15 protein-coding genes are annotated in these 16,322 nt (G+C 65.0%); 4 read left to right on the top strand and 11 right to left on the bottom strand.

Annotation, left to right across the window (positions count from 1 at the left end):
- Positions 1-88 precede the first annotated feature (88 nt).
- From K410_RS0127490 to K410_RS0127525, 8 genes are read right to left on the bottom strand one after another with little or no spacing between them, the layout of a single operon-like run.
- Positions 89-835 carry an SDR family NAD(P)-dependent oxidoreductase gene (locus tag K410_RS0127490; RefSeq protein WP_028137851.1) on the bottom strand — a complete coding sequence of 249 codons (747 nt, stop codon included), beginning with the start codon at positions 833-835 and terminating at the stop codon, positions 89-91.
- A gap of 48 nt (positions 836-883) precedes the next feature.
- Entirely contained in the window at positions 884-1,846 is a 963-nt protein-coding gene (locus K410_RS0127495) for a carbohydrate kinase family protein (protein ID WP_028137852.1), read from the bottom strand.
- A gap of 32 nt (positions 1,847-1,878) precedes the next feature.
- Complete coding sequence (locus K410_RS0127500) at positions 1,879-2,571, bottom strand: L-fuculose-phosphate aldolase (protein WP_028137853.1); 693 nt, start codon at positions 2,569-2,571, stop codon at positions 1,879-1,881.
- Positions 2,572-2,590: 19 nt separating this feature from the next.
- Positions 2,591-3,355, bottom strand: a complete 765-nt coding sequence (locus tag K410_RS0127505) for a PaaI family thioesterase (RefSeq protein ID WP_028137854.1) — start codon at positions 3,353-3,355, stop codon at positions 2,591-2,593.
- A 21-nt stretch (positions 3,356-3,376) separates the two neighbouring features.
- Positions 3,377-3,946: a peroxidase-related enzyme gene (locus K410_RS0127510; RefSeq protein WP_028137855.1), complete on the bottom strand. Its 570-nt coding sequence runs from the start codon at positions 3,944-3,946 to the stop codon at positions 3,377-3,379.
- Between the two features lie 14 nt (positions 3,947-3,960).
- Positions 3,961-6,270, bottom strand: coding sequence for a molybdopterin-dependent oxidoreductase (locus K410_RS0127515; RefSeq protein ID WP_028137856.1), 2,310 nt, complete (start codon positions 6,268-6,270; stop codon positions 3,961-3,963).
- Complete coding sequence (locus K410_RS0127520) at positions 6,267-7,025, bottom strand: CoA transferase (RefSeq protein ID WP_028137857.1); 759 nt, start codon at positions 7,023-7,025, stop codon at positions 6,267-6,269. Before K410_RS0127520 ends, K410_RS0127515 begins: the two co-directional genes overlap by 4 nt.
- Positions 7,025-7,834 (bottom strand): CoA transferase subunit A, encoded by an 810-nt coding sequence (locus K410_RS0127525; protein WP_080672307.1) that lies wholly within the window; start codon positions 7,832-7,834, stop codon positions 7,025-7,027. The genes K410_RS0127520 and K410_RS0127525 overlap by 1 nt, the downstream gene beginning before the upstream one ends.
- A gap of 242 nt (positions 7,835-8,076) precedes the next feature.
- On the opposite strand from K410_RS0127525, the gene K410_RS0127530 reads away from it, so the two are divergent.
- The 4 genes from K410_RS0127530 to K410_RS0127545 all read left to right on the top strand — a co-directional run bounded on the left by K410_RS0127530 (position 8,077) and on the right by K410_RS0127545 (position 13,071).
- Entirely contained in the window at positions 8,077-9,231 is a 1,155-nt protein-coding gene (locus tag K410_RS0127530) for an ABC transporter ATP-binding protein (protein ID WP_028137859.1), read from the top strand.
- A complete protein-coding gene (locus tag K410_RS0127535; protein WP_028137860.1) occupies positions 9,228-11,018 on the top strand; it encodes an ABC transporter permease subunit in 1,791 nt (596 codons plus the stop codon). Before K410_RS0127530 ends, K410_RS0127535 begins: the two co-directional genes overlap by 4 nt.
- Before the next feature lie 33 nt (positions 11,019-11,051).
- Entirely contained in the window at positions 11,052-12,146 is a 1,095-nt protein-coding gene (locus tag K410_RS0127540) for an extracellular solute-binding protein (RefSeq protein ID WP_028137861.1), read from the top strand.
- Positions 12,147-12,258: 112 nt separating this feature from the next.
- On the top strand, positions 12,259-13,071 hold the full coding sequence (locus K410_RS0127545; protein WP_028137862.1) for an IclR family transcriptional regulator: 813 nt from the start codon (positions 12,259-12,261) through the stop codon (positions 13,069-13,071).
- A gap of 184 nt (positions 13,072-13,255) precedes the next feature.
- Here the strand turns inward: K410_RS0127545 and K410_RS0127550 are convergent, their stop codons facing one another.
- The 3 genes from K410_RS0127550 to K410_RS0127560 are packed head-to-tail and all read right to left on the bottom strand — an operon-like array spanning position 13,256 to position 16,319.
- Positions 13,256-14,293 (bottom strand): tagatose 1,6-diphosphate aldolase, encoded by a 1,038-nt coding sequence (locus K410_RS0127550; protein ID WP_028137863.1) that lies wholly within the window; start codon positions 14,291-14,293, stop codon positions 13,256-13,258.
- Positions 14,290-15,249, bottom strand: coding sequence for a sugar kinase (locus K410_RS0127555; RefSeq protein WP_028137864.1), 960 nt, complete (start codon positions 15,247-15,249; stop codon positions 14,290-14,292). The genes K410_RS0127550 and K410_RS0127555 overlap by 4 nt, the downstream gene beginning before the upstream one ends.
- Positions 15,246-16,319, bottom strand: a complete 1,074-nt coding sequence (locus K410_RS0127560) for an ABC transporter ATP-binding protein (protein WP_028137865.1) — start codon at positions 16,317-16,319, stop codon at positions 15,246-15,248. The genes K410_RS0127555 and K410_RS0127560 overlap by 4 nt, the downstream gene beginning before the upstream one ends.
- Between the last annotated feature and the right edge of the window lie 3 nt (positions 16,320-16,322).

Consider the following 16,322-nt stretch of genomic DNA (forward strand, 5'->3'; position numbering starts at 1 on the left):
ATGTCGGGCGGCATCGAGGAGGCGGCGCCGTCGGACCGCCTTCTAGACGCCCTTTGGCCTCCGCCGAGACGAGCAGCTCACAAATCCGCTAGCTGTAGAAGATACCACCGTCCACATTGAGGGCCTGGCCGGTCACGAACGCGGAATCATCCGACGCAAAGAATGCCACGGGACCGACGACATCCTCCGGCTGTCCAAGCCGGTGCAAGTCCGTGACCTTCTCGAAATAGGCGACGCGCTCGGGATCACGAAGATTGTTCATCCCCATCTCGGTCACGATGATGCCCGGGCAAACGGCATTGACCGTGATGCCGAAGCCACCGAATTCCATCGACGAAACCCGGGTGAAGCCGACCACGGCCGACTTCGATGCAGCGTAGTGGGACTGTCCCGGACCGCCCGTTCGTGCTGCGAGCGAGGCGATATTGACGATGCGTCCGTATTTGCGCTCCTTCATGTGCGGCACCACGGCCTGGGTCATCTGGAACACGCCGCGCGTGTTCACGGCGAATGTCTGATCCCACGTCTCGGTCGTCAGCTCGTCGATCGTGGCCAGTCGAAGTATGCCGGCGTTGTTGACGAGGACGTCGATGTGTCCCAGCCCCTGCACGGCTTCAGCTACGGCCCGCTTACAATCCCCGAGGTCGCTGACGTCGCCAAGCACCGGGATGCAACGACCACCGAGCGCGCCGATCTCGGCGACGGTCTCAAGCAGAACTTTCTCCTGAGGCGCGATGTCGGTCAGCGCGAGATCATAGCCTCGCCTGGCAAGACCCATGGCGATTGCTCGGCCAATACCGCGGCTTGCTCCCGTAACGATTGCATGTCGGGCCATGTTATTTTCCCCTATCGGTCGGATTGACGTATTGATGATGTGATCGGCTCAGGCCTGAGCGGGCTTGCGCACCGGAAGCGAGTTCATCGCCTTCACGGTCTCCTCGAATGACACGAGGTTGGCGCCGGAGCCGAGACCCGTCGCGACAATTGCGGATGTCGCCGTCGCAAGCCTGGCGCAGTCCAGCAAATCCCAGCCGCGCACGAGACCCGCGATGAAGCCGCCGGTGTAGGAATCGCCGCATCCCGACGTATCACGAACCTTCACCTCGAAGGCCGGTACGGTGAACTGACGTCCGTCGCGCGTCATCACGAACGAGCCGTCGGCGCCCATGGAGATAGCGCAGGCTCCGGCCCCCTTCTCGATGAAGAAACGCGCGCATGCGGCCGGATCCGCGGTTCCAACCATCGCATGGGTCTCGTCGATGCTTGGCATGAAGAAGTCGACATGGGGCATCAGAGGCTCGACCAGTGCCAACGTCTCACCGCGAGCCTGGATCAGGTCGAGCGTCGTCGTGCAGCCGGCCACCTTAGCATCGCGCAGCAATGCGACGGACGGCGCGCCGTCCATCGCCAGCAGGGAGCCAACCCCACCGAGATGCAGGATCTTGCTGCGGCAAGCGGCCTCTTGCACCTGCGGCGCGATCCGCCAGCGGGCGGAAGCGCCCCTTGCGTGCATGACCGGACGCGAGCCGTCGGGCCGGATCGGCAGGATCGTGGCCGAGGTCGGACTGCCGGCCATCCGCTCCATGAGAGAGATGTCGATCCCCTCACGCTCCAGCGCATTCAGCATCCAGTCGGCCTTCTCGTCGGAGCCGACCGCGCCGACCGCGAGCGCCTTGAGACCGAGACGCGCGCAAGGGACGACCGTTCCGCCGGCGGTGCCTGCGACCGCGAGCCGAATTTCTTCGATCAGCAAGCGGCCGCCGCCGGGCGGAATCTCGGTCACCGGGACGCCCAGAATGTCCAGAATGTAAGTGCCGCAGACGCTGACGTCGTGAGAGTGAGCCATGATTTCTCGCAGGATGGTGGTTCGATCGTGATCTAGCTCGAACGCTGGGGGATCTTGGGCGCGCCCTCGCTATCGCGCAGGCCGTATTGCCCCCATCGCTTCAAAATGCTGTCGATTTCCTCGTCCGGCAGCAGCGGAGGAGTACCGAGCTGAAGACAGCCGTGATACTGCTTGGCGAGCACCTCGACCTCGACCGCGAGCCACAAGGCCTTGCGCAGATTGGGCCCGACGGCGATCAGCCCGTGATGCGCGAGCAGGCAGGCGCGGCGATAGCGAAGCGCGTTCAGCGCCGCCTGCGACAGCTCGGCCGTGCCGTATTGAGCATAGGGCGCGCAGGGAATGTCGTTCCCGCCGGCGGCGGCGATCATGTAGTGAATCGCAGGGATCGAGCGATTCATGATCGCGATGATGGTGCAGAACACCGGATGGGCGTGAACGACGGCGCCGACCTCCGGTTTCGACTTCAGGATGTCGAGGTGAAAGCGCCATTCCGTCGACGGAACGTTGCCGGCCGGCGCGCTCCACGAGCCGTCCCACTTCATGGCCACGATGTCCTCGGGCCTCATGCGGTCGTAGGGAAGACCGGACGGCGTGAGCAGCATGCCGTCGTCGGTTCGGACGCTGATGTTTCCTGACGTCCCCTGGTTGATGCCCTGCGCCGCCATCTCGCGGCAGGCATCGATGATGGATTGACGAAGTTCGAGCTCCGCTTCGCGGCCGGTCATACCTTGCTCCCACCCTCTTTCATGCACTTGCTCCGAGCTGGACCTGACGGTCGACCAACAGCCAGGTGGCTCGCGCAGTCGCCAGCACCTCCTGCTCCGCATCGAGCAAAGCGCTCTCGGCAAACAGCTTGCGGCCTTCCCGCCCGGTCGGCCACGCCACCACCACACATCGATCTTCCGGGCGCGGCCGGCGCATGATCCGTGCGGCCATGCGTCCGAGCAGGGCCGTTTCGTCACCATTCAATCCGAGATGACGGGCGCCCACGCTGCAATAGCCGGTCGGGCAATCGAGAGCGGCCCAGACGAATTCGGGCGCGACATAGCCGTCCTCGCCGGACAGGCTGCCGTGAGGGACCCAGGAGGCCGCGAATACGACCGGCTTGCCCGGGACGGTGCCCGCCTTGAGCGGACCTGCGAAGATCCGGAGCCCGTCGCCGTGGCCACGTGCGGGGCCGCAGACGAAGCATCCCGGAAGGTTATGGGTCTGCTCGTCATAGGGCGTTCTGCCGACCGCCTCTTCGGCCGCCGCGTAGCTTACCCTGGGAATGTCCGACATATCGAGGCCTGCTGCACGCGCCGTCGCGAGCAGCCCGTCTTTTTCGCGCAACTCGATGACGCCGTCGGTCCCCGTCAGCACGTCGAGCGGCCGCTCCAGCGGCGGCGGGGCGCGCAACGTCACTTCGGCGTCACCGGCTACGTGCCTTGCGAGACATCCGCATACATAGCCGCCATTGCCGGAATTGGGCGGGCCGCGGAAGCGCCTGTCGATGACCAGCGATACCATTGCAGTTCTCGTTCGCGGCGCTCAGCGTCCCATCGCGAAGAACTCGTCGTTCGGACGCATGCTGGTGACGTTGGCGAGGCGGTTGGACATGCCGAAGAAGGCAGCGATGGCCGCGATGTCCCAGACGTCCTCCTCGGTGAATCCGTGTCCTTTGAGATCGGCCATGTCGCTATCGTCCACCTCATAGGCGCGCGCCGAGACCTTCATCGCGAAATCGAGCATCGCCCTTTGCCGCGCGGTGATATCGGCCTTGCGGTAATTGGTGGCGACCTGATCCGCGATCAGCGGATTCTTCGCACGCACGCGTAGGATGGCGCCGTGCGCGACGACGCAATACTGGCATTGATTGGCGCTGCTGGTCGCGACCACGATCATCTCGCGCTCGGCCTTGGTGATCGGACCGGGCTTGTCCATCAGAGCATCGTGGTAGGCGAAGAACGCCCGGAACTCGTCAGGACGATGCGCGAGCGTCAGGAAGACGTTCGGGACGAAGCCGGACTTCTCCTGAACCGCCTCGATCCGCGAGCGGATGTCCTCCGGCAGCGTGGCGATGTCGGGGACGGGAAAACGGCTGATGGCGGGCGCAGACATGTTCCTAGCTCCTGTTAGACCGCCGCAAGCGCGACGAGCGTTTCCCGATAGGCCTCGAACGCATCGCGCCGATCGGCGGCGTAGGGCTCGACCCGCACGAGGCAGGTATGGGCCGAGCAGCCCTGGCCGAATTGAGAGGTGCCGATATCGAGCGTGAGCACGTTCGGATTGCCGGCGACCTCCAGGCTGCTATTGCCGGTCGGCGTGAACCAGGCGCCGGTCGGAAGCACCAGCACGCCTTGCCGGACCTTGTCGGTGACCTCCGCCGTCGCAAGGCACTCCCCGCGGCCGTTCCAGACGCGGATGGTCTGGCCGTCTTCGACGCCGAGAGCAGCCGCGTCGTCAGGATGAAGCCGAGCCTGTTCACGGCCATTGCGCTTCATGGCCCGGCTCGACGCGCCGGTTTCGAGCTGACTGTGAAGACGGCCGGCCGGCTGATGCGACACCAGGTGCATCTGGCCGGCGTCGGCATTGCCGAGCCATTCAGCCGGCTCGATCCACGCGGGATGCGGGCGGCAGTCGGCATAGTCCAGCTGGGCCAGGGTTTCGCTGCCGAGCACGATCTTTCCGCTCTCGGTCCTGAGCGCGTGCGCCTCCGGCTCGTTGCGGAAGTCCGCCAGGAAGGTGTGTTCTGCCTTGACCGGGCAGCGGGCATAGCCGGCGTCCCAGAACGCATCGAAATCCGGCATCTCGAAGTCGAAGCGCTGCGAGGCGTCGCTGCGGCAGCCTTCGTAGAGATGCCGGACCCAGCCCATTTCATCCCGGCCTTCGTTGAACCGATCGGCCACCCCGAGCTTGCCTGCGATCGCGTTGAAGATCGCGAAGTCGGAGCGGGATTGGCCCAGCGGCTCGATGGCCTTCTTCATTGCCAGGATGAAGTCGGAGCGCCTGTTGCCGGCAAGATCGTTGCGCTCGATCGACGTCGTGGCCGGCAGCACGATGTCGGCGCGCTGGGCCGTCGCGGTGAACATCGGATCCTGCACGATGATCGTTTCGGGCCTCGTCCAGGCTTCCGCCAGCCGATTGAGGTCCTGATGATGGTGATAGGGATTGCCGCCCGCCCAATACACCAGCCTCGTATCCGGATAGGTGCGGATCTCGCCTTCGTAGCTGAACGGTTTGCCGGGATTGAGCAGCATGTCGCTGATCCGCGCCACCGGAATGAAGCTGTCGATCGGCCTGGTCAGCTGTGAAATGGCTGGAGAGCGACCAAGGTTGAGCGGTGCCCCCACGCCCCCCAGGGAGGCGTAGCCGTAGCCGACGCCGCCGCCCGGCAATCCGATCTGGCCGACAACCGATGCAAGTCCGAGCGCCGCCCAGAACGGCTGCTCGCCGTGATGGGCACGCTGCAGGCTCCAGCTCACCGTCAGCATGCTGCGGGTGTCGACCAGGCAGCTCGCGAGCCCGGCAATCCGGGCCGCGTCGAGCCCGCAGATGCCGGCGGCCCACGCGGCGTCCTTGTGCACGCCGTCCGCCTGGCCTTCGAGATAGCCAAGCAGGCGATCCGCACCGCTGGTGCAGCGCGCGAGGAAATCCGTGTCGTGCCGGCCCGCCTTCACGATCTCGCCGGCAAGGCCGAGCATCAGCGCCGTGTCCGTGTTCGGCCGGATCGGCCACCATTCGGCGCCGACCCAGTCGGGCAGATCATCCTTCAGCGGCGAGACGTGGATGACCTTGACGCCGCGTTCGACGATCTGCCTGAGATAGGTTTCGAGCCGGTGGCTGCCAATTCCTCCGGCCTCGTTTTGCGCCGTTCGCGGCGACAGGGCGCCGAACACCACCAGCGTCTCGGTGTGCTGCGCGATGGTGTCGAGCGTGTTGGCACGGCCGCCGCATGCATCGTCGTTGCCGAGCGTGTGGCGCAGGATGACGGGGCCTGCGGCGATCGAATAGGTGTCGACGTGCCTGGTGAAGCCGCCGACCAGATTGAGCATGCGCTTCAGAAGCGAAGACGCATGATGCAGGCGGCCGGAATTGGTCCAGCCATAGGAGCCGGCGAAGATCGACGCATTGCCGAACGTGCCCGCTACGCGGCGCACCTCGTCGGCGACGAGCGTCGTCGCCTCGTCCCAGCTGACCGGCACGAATTTCTCACGGCCGCGTCCGCGGCGATCGCTTTTCTCGCGCTTGTCCAGCCAGCCGGAACGAACCATCGGCCGTAGCACGCGCCGCTCGGGATTGGCCCACTCGGCGATGGAATGGATGATCGGGGACGGCGCCGGATCGTGCTCGAACGGTTCGACACCGACGATGCGGCCATCCTCGACGAGGATGGTGTACGCACCCCAATGGCTGCAATGCGGGACCCGCTTGATCGTGCTCATGCGTCGACCGCTCCGAGCTCCCGCCGCATCTGCGCGGCGAATTCGGGATAGGTCTCGGCGAGTTCGTCGAACACGCGGCCGCGGAGCAGGTCGAGCGTCGATCGATCGGGCAGCGGGGTCTGCCGCGGCTCGGCATCATGGCCAAACCGGAAACCGGTCGCCTGCTTGATCTCGGCGAGATCGTGCCCGGGATGGACGCTCTCCAGGTCGAAACCAGGCCGGGTCTTGTCGAATCGAAACAGACCCTTGCCGGTCAGGAGGGCAACGGGGCCGCCGCTCCGGAAGACACCTTCAGGACTGACGCCCGGCGCACTGATGAAGTCCACGTGCTCGACGAAGACGCGCGGCGTATGCTCCTCCCGGAAGAGGATGACCCGCGGCACGACAAAATAGAGATAGGCCGACCCGAACGAGCCGGGCCAGCGCACGCTGGAGCGCGGATAATCGCCGGTGCCGACGAGGTTCACGTTGCCGCGGCCGTCGATCTGGCCGCCACCGAGGAAGAACGCATCGATCCGGCCTTGACCCGCACAATCAAACAGCTCGGCCGAGCCGTTGGTGAAGAAATTATGCTCGACAGAACCGAGGATGGAAATGCGCGGACCGACGGCGCCGCCCGCCTCCTTCATGGCACGCAGCAGCATCGCGCCTGCGGCAGGAATCGGAGAAGAGGCGCCTACGGCGACATGCCTGACGCCGTCGAGCAGCCGCGCGATCGTGCAGATCAGCACTTCGCGAGAGAGAACGTCAGACATCACGCGGGCTCCATCTGCGCCTGCGCCATATAGGCGGAGAAGCCGTCGGCCGTTCGCGCGGCCTTCGCGTAACGTGCGATCTCCGCGCTGTCGGCGGGATACTCGCCCCACAGCCCGTAGGGCCACGCGCCCTTTGGCGCGCGCGCGATGGCCGTAACGTAGAGTGCCGGCAACACGCCGGCCGCGCTCATCTCGTCGGCGAGCAGATTCTCCTCGACGATTCGCTCCACCGTGACGAGAACAATCTGCGAAGCGTAGGCCATGGCGGCAAGCTCGCGTCGACGGCCGACCCAGACATTGCCGAAGCGATCAGCCATGGGCACGTGGAAGATCGTGACGTCCGGCTTGATGGCCGGGATCAGCACGATCGGATCGCCGCCATCCGCCAGCGGATTATCAATCACGCGCCAATCGTCGCGATGGCGGAGCAGATCCGTTCCGATCAGCCCCCGCAGCGGCATGAACGGACTGCCCTTCTGCGCCGCCATCAGGCCGGCATGGATGGCGGGGCATGTCGCGTCCTTCAGTCGAACCGCGCCTTCCTTGACTGCCGCATTGAACCGGGGCGCTGCACCGGCTTCACCCAGCGAGACGGCGCTGGTCTCCACGGTCCGGACAAGACCGGCGCCGATGAGCTGGTCGACCTGCAATCCGCCGGTGGGCACGCAGACGAGATCGAGATCACCCGCGCCATGCTCGATGATCGGCCGCGTCATCGCCATGGAGACGCCGGCGTAGTCGACCGGGAGCGCTACGCGCATGCCCGGCTCGATGTGCTTCGCCATTGCGCGAGGCTCGCTCAACACCATCATCCTCCCGTTCTGTTCTATATTGTAGAACGCTATTCCACGTTTATGTTGGCGGATCCCGACGAGAGTGTCAATCTGACTTGGTCGGCGAAGCCTTTGTTTGCAGGAGATCTCACCTCCGCATCGACCGCAGCGGGGCGCCATTGCGCCGCGAGCGGTCGCTTCGACTTGACAAGACGGCGCGCTACGCCAACAATAATTGGAATAGTGTTCCACAATATAGAACGTCTTGGGAGGAGAGAATGGGTGAGCCCACGGCTCTGCGCGCAATGCGCTCCGGCGATGCGAACGTTGGAACGTCGCCGACCGGCCGCCTCCGTGACCGCGACGCCATCGGATCAAGCATCGCCGTCCGCGACGCAGTGAAGACCTACGGCAGCTTCCACGCGGTCGACCGCATCAGCATCGACATCGAGCCGGGCGAATTCATCACGCTGCTCGGCCCTTCCGGCAGCGGAAAGACGACGCTGCTCAACCTCGTGGCGGGCTTCCAGAGCCTCGACAGCGGCGAGATCCTCGTCGACGGCAAGCCTGTCCACAACGTGCCGACGCACAAGCGCGGCTTCGGCATGGTGTTCCAGAGCTACGCGCTGTTTCCGAACATGACCGTCAGCCAGAACGTCGCGTTTCCCCTTCGCATGGCCGGTGTCGATCGGGCGACCGCGGAGCGACGCGTCGCCGAAACGCTGGAGATCATGCGGCTGACGGAGCATGCGGCGAAGTCTCCCTCGCAGATGTCGGGCGGGCAGCAGCAGCGCGTCGCCATCGCCCGCGCGATCGTCAGGAGGCCCAAGGTCGTGCTGATGGATGAACCCCTCAGCGCCCTTGACCGGCGTTTGCGCGAGCAGATCCAGATCGAGATCCGCGACCTTCACCGGACCATCGGCAGCACGATCCTGTTCGTCACCCATGACCAGGGCGAAGCCCTGACGATGAGCGACCGCATCGCGGTGCTCAACGCCGGCAAGATCGTGCAGATCGGCCGCCCGCTGGACATCTACCGGCATCCGATCGATCGGTTCGTCGCCTCGTTCGTCGGTGAGAGCAATCTGATCGAGGCGGAGATCTTGCAGAAGCGCGGCTCGACGCTGACGATGAAGAACCGTGCAGGATACGTGTTCAGCGCCGAAAGCCGGGACACGATCGACGTCGGGCGCGCAACGGTGCTCGTGCGTCCGGAACGTATCGCCGTGTCGAACGAGCCGACCGCGAACTCCACGCCCGTCAGCGTCACGTCTGCGATCTTCCTCGGCGAGATCCTGCGGATCGAGGCGCAAATGGAGGGTGGAGATCCGCTCCTGATCCGGTGCACCGACATGGCCGACCGGCCGTTGCCGAACGTCGGGGACCGTCTGCACGTGAGCTGGGGCGCCGCGGACTGCTGGGTGCTTGCATGACCTCGGCATCGATCGGCGCCCAGGCGGACCGTCCTGCGGATCTCGATCTCGTGAGGAGGTTGAAGGATCCGGCGCTGCTGCTCTTGCCTGCGCTCGCGTTTCTGGCCTTCATCTACCTCCTGCCCCTGATCGATCTCATCCGTATCAGCGTGAGCGGGCCGTCTTGGACGTCCTACTTCGAGCGGGTATTCGCGATACCGCTCTATTGGGATTCGCTCGTCCGCACGATGCAGATCTCGGTCACCGTCGCGTGCCTGTGCCTGCTGTTCGGATATCCGACTGCGCTGCTCATTCACCGCAGCCGCGGCATTGCCCAGGCCCTGATCGCGACCGCGATCGTGCTGCCCTATTTCATCGCCATCCTGATCCGGACCTACGCCTGGATGGTCCTGCTCGGCCGCAACGGCCCGGTCAACAAGATGCTGGTTTCGATCGGCATCCTGAGCGAGCCGGTGCAGCTGCTCTTCAATCGCGGCACGGTGCTTCTCGGCATGACCGCGGTGCTTCTGCCGCTGATGGTGCTGACGATCTATTCCAGCGTGGCGCGGCTTGACCAAAGCCTGACCCGCGCGGCGCTGGCCAGCGGCGCAGGGCCCATTGCGGCGTTCTGGCGCGTGATGCTGCCACTGACCTTGCCCGGCATGGGCGCCGGCTTCCTGCTCGTCTTCGTCGCCGCGATCGGCTTCTTCATTACGCCGACCCTGCTCGGCGGACCCGGCGACCAGATGTTTGCCATGCATATCACCCAGCAGGCGGACTCGGTCACCTCGGAGGGCTTCCTGCAGGCGTTGGGTGTGGTGCTGTTGACGATCACATTGGCGGTGGTCGCGGTGGCCGGACGCTTCCTCGGATTCGAATTCATCTGGGGCGGCCGCAAGCTGACGGAGGCTACACCGAGGACGATAGACCGCCATGCCGTCGATGCCGGCCGCCGCAGTCTCGGCGCGTCAGCTGCCGACGCGATCGGTTGGCCGCTTCTGAGACTGTTCGGGCGGCTGCCGGCGAGCTTCGGGACCTGGACGGTTCGCCTCATGGGCGGACTGGTCATTGCCATTCTCATCCTGCCGATCATCGTGGTGATGATCATTTCCTTCAGCAGCGCAAGCTATCTGACCTTCCCGCCGCCGGGCTTCTCGTTTCGCTGGTACGAGCAGTTCTTTTCCGATTCGAACTGGATGCGGGCGTTCTGGACGTCCCTGGTGGTCGCAACGATGTCGGCGGGAATCGCGATCGTGCTGGGCGCGTCGGCCGCCCTCGGCATCGTCAGGAGCAGCATTCGCGGCAAGTCCACCATCATGCTGCTGCTCGTCAGTCCGATCATCGTGCCTCCGGTCGTGCTCGGCCTGTCGCTCTACAGCCTGTTCCTGCGTTTCGACCTGGTCGGCTCCATCTTCGGCCTTGCCGCGGCGCATGCGATCGGCGGCCTTCCCCTCGTCGTGGTGATCCTGTCCGCATCGCTCCAAGGCGTCGATACCAGGCTCGAACAGGCCGCTGCCGTCCATGGCGCATCGTCCCTGACGGTGTTCCGCCTGGTGACCCTGCCGGCCATCATGCCGGGCCTGGCTGCGGCGACATTCTTCGCCTTCCTGCACTCGTTCGACGAACTGGTGCTGACGCTGTTCCTGTCGAGCGCGGAGCTGAAGACGCTCCCCCTCATGCTGTGGGGTGACGTCAATTATCGGCTCAATCCGGTGCTGGCCGTGGTCTCGACGCTGGAGGTGCTGCTGGTGATCGCAGGGCTGGGCCTTGCACGACCGGTTCTCGCCACGTCGCGGAAGGCAACGTGACGCAGATCAAGTTTCAACTGGAGGAAAGAGAAAATGCTGGGAATGAAACGCTTGCGACTATCGGCTTCCGTGCTGGCCTCGGTCCTGTTCGTCGCGATGGGGACGGGTCTGGCTCAAGCGCAGAGCAACGTCGTGATCATGCAGGACCCGGGCGGCGGTTATGGCGATGCTTTGCGCAAGGTCATGTACGACCCCTTCGAGAAGGAGACCGGCATCAAGGTGGTCACCGTCCAGGAGGCCCGCAGCGGCCCGCGCATCAAGGCCCAGGCCGAAGCCGGCAAGGCGCAATGGGACCTGACGTTCATCTTCGACCAGGAGACGAAGCTGCTCGGTGACTGCTGCCTGGCCGACATCGACTATTCCAAGCTGTCCGACGCGGCGAAGCAGACGCTGGCGGCGATGCCGGACAATCTGAAGCGCAAGAAGGGCGTGGCACTGCAGGTGATCGGCGTCGGCCTCGTCTACAACAAGGACAAGTATAAGGGCGAGAACGTACCGACCAGCTGGGCCGACTTCTGGGATGTGAAGAAGTTTCCCGGCCGCCGCTGCATGCCCGCCTGGCCGCGTTTCGTGTTTGAAGCGGCCCTGATGGCTGACGGCGTGGAGAAGAGCAAGCTCTACCCCATCGACATGGAGCGGGCACTGAAGAAGGTCAAGGAGATCAAGCCGCACATCGCCAAATGGTGGACGACGTCCGCACAGCCGCCGCAGCTGCTGCTCGACGGCGAGGCCGACATGTGCATGGCCTACACCGGCTCGATGAGCAAGCTCGCCCTGGAGGGCGCGCCGATCGAGCTGACCTTCAACCAGGGTTTCATCTACTACGACTTCTTCTCCATCCCCAAGGGAGCGCCGAACTATGATAACGCGCTGAAGCTGTTGTCCTGGCGGCTCGAGCCCAAGCGCGCGGCGCAGCTCACCTCGACCTTCCCGGTCGCCCTTCCCTCCCAGGTCGTGTTCGAGGCCGCGACCGACAAGAAGCTCGCGCGCTACTGGGCCAACAACCCGGACAACGTCTCGAAGGCGATCGAATGGAGCCCGGATTATTGGGGCGCGGCTTCGCCGGCCGGAAAATCCACGAATGAAGAGTACGGTCAGGAGAAGCTGAACGCCTTGCTAGCGCAATAGGCAGGCTGACCGGCCCCGATCCAAGGATCGGGGCCGGTCCCCACACGCCGGCTGTTGCGGATCGCGCAACCATGCTAGACGATGTAAAAGATCATTCTACTTTGGCTGGTGGATGGATAAGGCTTTTACCAAGGGGCTGCGTCTCCTGGAAGCACTTGCTCTGAGCGAGCAACCCCGCGGGGTCACGGACCTCGCGAGCGAGCTGAAGCTCACCAAGAGCAACGTGCATCGGCTGCTGATGACATTGCAGTCCCAGGGCTATGTGCGCCAGATCCCGCCGCACAGCACCTACGAGCTCACGACCAAGATCTGGGCGCTCGGCAGCCACGTCATCCACCGGATGGATCTCATCAACGTCGCGCGACCGGCAATGACGAAGCTTGCCGAGATCACCGGCGAAACCATCCATCTGTCCGTGCTCGAGGATACCGACGTCGTCTACGTCGACAAGATCGAGAGCGCTCACCACATCCGCGCCCATACGAGCGTGGGCATGCGCGCCCCAGCTTTCACCATGGCGACAGGCAAGGCGATGCTCGCGCATATGCCTGATGACTATCTGGAACGATTCCGCCCGCATCTCAGGCGTTACACGGAAACGACGCGAACGACGATCGAGGAGCTGCGGGAGGACATCGAGCTGGCGCGCGCGCAGGGCTATTCTTCCGTGCTGCACGGCGAATGGCGCGAGGGCATCGCGGCCTGCGCTTGCGCGATCCTCGGCCGTTCCGGCGAACTCGTCGGAGCGATCGGCATGTCCGGTCCCGACAGCCGCATCAAGCGCAAGCAGATCAAGGAATATTCGGTCCACGTGATGGAGGCAGCCAGAACCATCGGCGCCGCGCTCGGCTATTCCAATAGGCTGGCATACACCACAGCAAGAGGCGATTCTCCGCCTCCACATCAATCGCGACGCGCACCTTGATCTTGCCCGCCGCGGCGTCTGCGGCAGTGCCGACAGAGCCTCCGTACGACCATTGGTGGACGCCCAGCGGCGCTGCGGGAACGATCTATGCAGCGCGCCTTCCTTCGCCGCAAACGGACGGCAAAGGGGTCAGTCACGTTGCAGATCCTGCGATCGGAATGGGACCATGCGGAGCTGCATCATTTCAGTAGGCGCGTGCGAAGTCACCTTCCTGCTTGATGTCGGTGAAGGCCGGAAAGCGTGCCTTCCACGGCGTGCCCTTGGCCGTGGTCAGCTCGTTGAGACGTTCAAGCACGCCGAGGCCATCCTTGCGCAGGCTGGCCGAAACCGCCGCACGGTCCGGGAAATTCTTCAGGACGGCGTCGAGCCAGATGGTGCGACCCGCCAGGAAGCCGCTCGCGCCCGCGGCATAGGAATAATCGAGCACCCGCTCGAACTTTTCGGGCGCGGCGCCGCCTGACAGCAGCACCCAGGGGATGTTGCGGCCGCGGCAGATATCCCCGATCGCATCGAACTCCTTCTGCGCGGCCTTGGCCTCCGCGCTGCCGTCGCGGGCGGGCAGGCTGCCCGCCGCAAGCGGGCTCTCCAGCTTGAGGAGATCGACGCCGTATTCCGGCTTGGCGAATTCGCGCACGCTGTCGATGACGAGGCCGGGCAGCTTGCCCGGCGATTCCACGTAGTCGGCGGTGTGATTGGCGCTGCCGAGGAACGGATAGACCAGCAGCTCCAGCACGTAGGGGATGTCGTGGCGGGCGCAATCCTCGCCGATCTCGCGCACGAACTTCTTCTGATGTTCGTTCACCGCGGCATCAGCGTCCGGCCGGTACCAGGCCAGCACCTTGACGGCGTCACCGCCCATGGCGCGGATCTTCTCCACGCTCCAGTTGGTGATCGCACGCGACTTGCGGCCGCCCGCGGTCTCCTCGACGCGGTGCTCCTCCAGCGTCATGATCAGGCCGCAGCGCGGCGGCAGCAGATCGATCGCGGCGGGCACCGCGAAATTCGGGTCAAACAGCATGGAGCTGCAATGCGGCGCGAGGTTCTCCACCAGAAGGCGCTTGGCCGCCGTGACGTCGGAATATTCGACCTGCTCCCGCGCAATGCCTTTGGCTTTGGCGATGGCATCGAACAGTGGCGGCCGCTGATCCAGCGCGACCATGCGAAAGTGGCCATCCGCGTCGGCAAGCCGTGCCAGGCCGCGGTTCTTTCCAATCGTTCTCATGGTTTCGTCCTCATGAATGCAAGACACTCGTTGATATCGGGGATTCCGTTGCGGCCGCCGGCGTGGCGGCATTTCATCGCGGCTGTCGCCGCCGAAAACGCCATGGCGGCCCGCACCTCGAGGCCGGCGCCGATCGCCAGCGCATAGGCGCCATGGAAGACGTCGCCCGCGCCGGTGGTGTCGACGACGTCGACGGCATAGGCGGCCTGCCGGTGCAACTGGCCGTTCCCGTACCAGCTCACGCCGCCCTCGCCGCGGGTGACGGCAAGGACACGGCAGCCGAAGCGTGCAAGCGCAGCAAGGCTCTCATCCTGGGCCGAGCCGGCAAAGGCTTTGAGCGCGGGCTCGGAGAAGATGGCGTGGTCGGTCAGTGGCAGCAGCCGCTCGAAGACATCAGGCTCGGCCATGTCACCATCAAGCACCGTCGGAATGCCGCGCCCGCGCGCTTCTCTGAACAGCGTCGCCGCGCCCTCGACCCAGCGCGGATCAGCCAGCACGGATGAGGCGCGCGCAACGAGTTCGATTGGAAGCCAGTCGGCGGACTCCGGATAGAGGCCGCGGAAATTCACGATCTGCCGCTCACCGGAGCTGTCGACGATGATCCCGGAGACGGAGGAGCGGCCATCGGGAAACAACCGGAAGTTCTCGACATCGACCCCCTCGGCCGCAAACGCCGATTTCATCTCGTGGCCGGCGGCATCGTTCCCTGCCCGCCCCCAGAACGCGACGGACGCGCCGAGCCTTGCCACCGCAACCGATGCGTTGGCCGCCATGCCGCCGCCGAGCGTGCCGTACGCGAGTGCCTTGATCTTCTCGCTCCCACCCGCGAACGGCCGATCGACACGCCAGACCTGGTCGAGCGCGGACAGGCCGAGACAGATGACGTGCACGGGCCTTGCCTTGGACGCGACGTTCGCCAGCGCCGAGAGATCGCCGATGCCGACCGACGCGCTCACCGCAGGACCTCTCCGTTGCCGGCATCGAATAGATGCGTCTTGCCCGGCTGCGGGCGCAGGTTGATGCGATCGCCGACTTTCGGCCGCAGCGCCGGATCAACCCGCGCGATCGCCGAGCCGCCGCCGAGATCGAAGTGGATCAGCGTATCCGAGCCGAGCGGCTCGACCAGCTTGACGTTGATCGCGACGCCATCGGCGGAATCTGGAGCCACCGCGAAATGTTCGGGACGAATGCCGAGCACGGCGCTGCCGGCATTGCTCAGGCGGGCTGCGGTCTCGCCGTCCAGTGGCACCACCGTCCCGCCTTGCGAGAGAACCGCACGGTCCTGCCGCCACTCGACCGGGAAGAAATTCATTGCGGGCGAGCCGATAAAGCCGGCGACAAACTGGTTGGCCGGGCGCTCGTAGACCGTCTCCGGCGTGTCGTATTGCTGGATCGTGCCGCTCTGGAGCACCACGATCCGGTCGGCCATGGTCATGGCCTCGATCTGATCGTGGGTGACGAAGACCATGGTGGTCTTGAGCTCCTGCGACAGCGCCTTGATCTCGGCCCGCACCTGCCCGCGCAGCTTGGCGTCCAGGTTCGACAGCGGCTCGTCGAACAGGAACGCCTTGGGGTTGCGCACGATGGCGCGGCCCATGGCAACGCGCTGGCGCTGCCCGCCGGAGAGCTCCTTCGGCTTGCGGTCGAGATAGGGCTCGATGTGCAGCAGCGCGGCGGCGCGCCTCACCCGTACGTCGATCTCGGCCTTCGGCACGCCCCGCAGCTCCAGCGCGAACGACATGTTGTCGTAGACCTTCATGTGCGGATAGAGCGCGTAATCCTGGAACACCATGGCGATGTCGCGTTGCGCGGCCTGCACGCCGTTGACGCGCTTGTCGCCGATATAGAGCTCTCCCGACGAGATCGGCTCGAGCCCGGCGATGATCCGCAGCAAGGTCGACTTGCCGCAGCCGGACGGGCCGACGAAGACGACAAATTCATGGTCCGCGATCTCCAAATTGAGATCGGGGATCACGGTGAAATTGCCGTAGCGTTTGGTGAGGTTGCGGATCGAGATCGAGGCCATGAT

Source organism: Bradyrhizobium sp. 22 (assembly GCF_000482425.1).
Taxonomy (GTDB): Bacteria; Pseudomonadota; Alphaproteobacteria; order Rhizobiales; family Xanthobacteraceae; genus Bradyrhizobium; species Bradyrhizobium japonicum_B.